This window comes from Streptomyces sp. NPDC051172 (assembly GCF_040682555.1).
In the GTDB taxonomy this organism is placed as follows: Bacteria; Actinomycetota; Actinomycetes; order Streptomycetales; family Streptomycetaceae; genus Streptomyces.
The window spans coordinates 1-1,045 of record NZ_JBFBBE010000483.1 but is presented as its reverse complement, the minus strand read 5'-3'; the positions used below and the strand labels follow the sequence as shown (position 1 = coordinate 1,045).

The following is a 1,045-nucleotide window of genomic DNA, read 5'->3' as shown; positions in this document are numbered from 1 at the left end:
ACGACCACGAGCTTGGCCACCCGACCGCCCGTCGAGGACAGCCCCTTCCCCGAGCTGGGGACGCGCGCCGCGGCGTCGGGGCCGAAGGGGCTGCGGGACGGGCCGAGGTCGGTGGCGGTGCTCATGGGTGCTCCCGTGGGGTGATCGTCGGGGGTGCGCCCCGGGTGGGGCGGGTCTCAGGGTCAGCGTAGCCGCCGGGCCCATCGCGGGCACGGGCCACCGCGGCCTAGGGTGAGGGCATGCGCACTCCCTCCCCGATCGGACTCCTGCTGGACGTGGACGGCCCCGTGGCCTCCACCGAGACCCGGACCGTGCCGGAGGGGATCATCGACGTACTCGTCCGCCTCGCGCGGCGCGGGGTGCCGGTCGGCTTCAACACGGGCCGCTCCACGGACTTCCTCCTGCACAGCGTGATCGCCCCGCTGCGGGACGCGGGTCTCCCGGACGACGCTCCCTTCCACGCGATCTGCGAGAAGGGCGCCGTGTGGTTCCCGTTCTCCGCGGTGCCCTCCGGGGACCTGCCCGACGTCACCGTGGACGGCACCGCCCCGGACTGGCTCCGCACCGACCCGGACATGGCCATCGACGCGGACACCCGTGACGCGATCTGGGCCCTCAACGATGAGCGCGCCGGGGACCTGCAGTTCATCGACCGCACCAAGCTGGCCATGGTCTCCCTCGAGAAGACGGTGGGCGCGGACCAGACGGAGTACGAGCGGGTGCGCGACGATGTCGCCGCGGGCGTCGAGGACCTGCTCGCCGAGCGCGGACTCGCCGAGGACGTGCGCGTGGCCCCCTCGGTGATCTCGGTGGACGTCGAGCACCGCTCCTCCGGCAAGGACCTGGGCGTCGAGCGCTGCTTCGACCTGCTGGCGGAGGCGGGCACCCCGGTGCCCGAACGCTGGCTCACCGCGGGCGACTCGCGCAGTGACTACGCCATGGCCGACCGGCTGCACGAGCGCGGTCTGGCCGTGGAGCACATGGACGTGCGGCCCGCCGACGGCGTCCCCGAGAAGCCCTACGGCGTGGTGACGGCGGCGATCCT

The 1,045-nt window shown here is 73.8% G+C and carries 1 protein-coding gene; it reads left to right on the top strand.

From position 1 onward, the window contains the following. Window positions 1-239 precede the first annotated feature (239 nt). The coding region (locus AB0N07_RS52105; RefSeq protein ID WP_365848148.1) for a hypothetical protein at window positions 240-1,045 on the top strand (806 nt) is incomplete at its 3' end.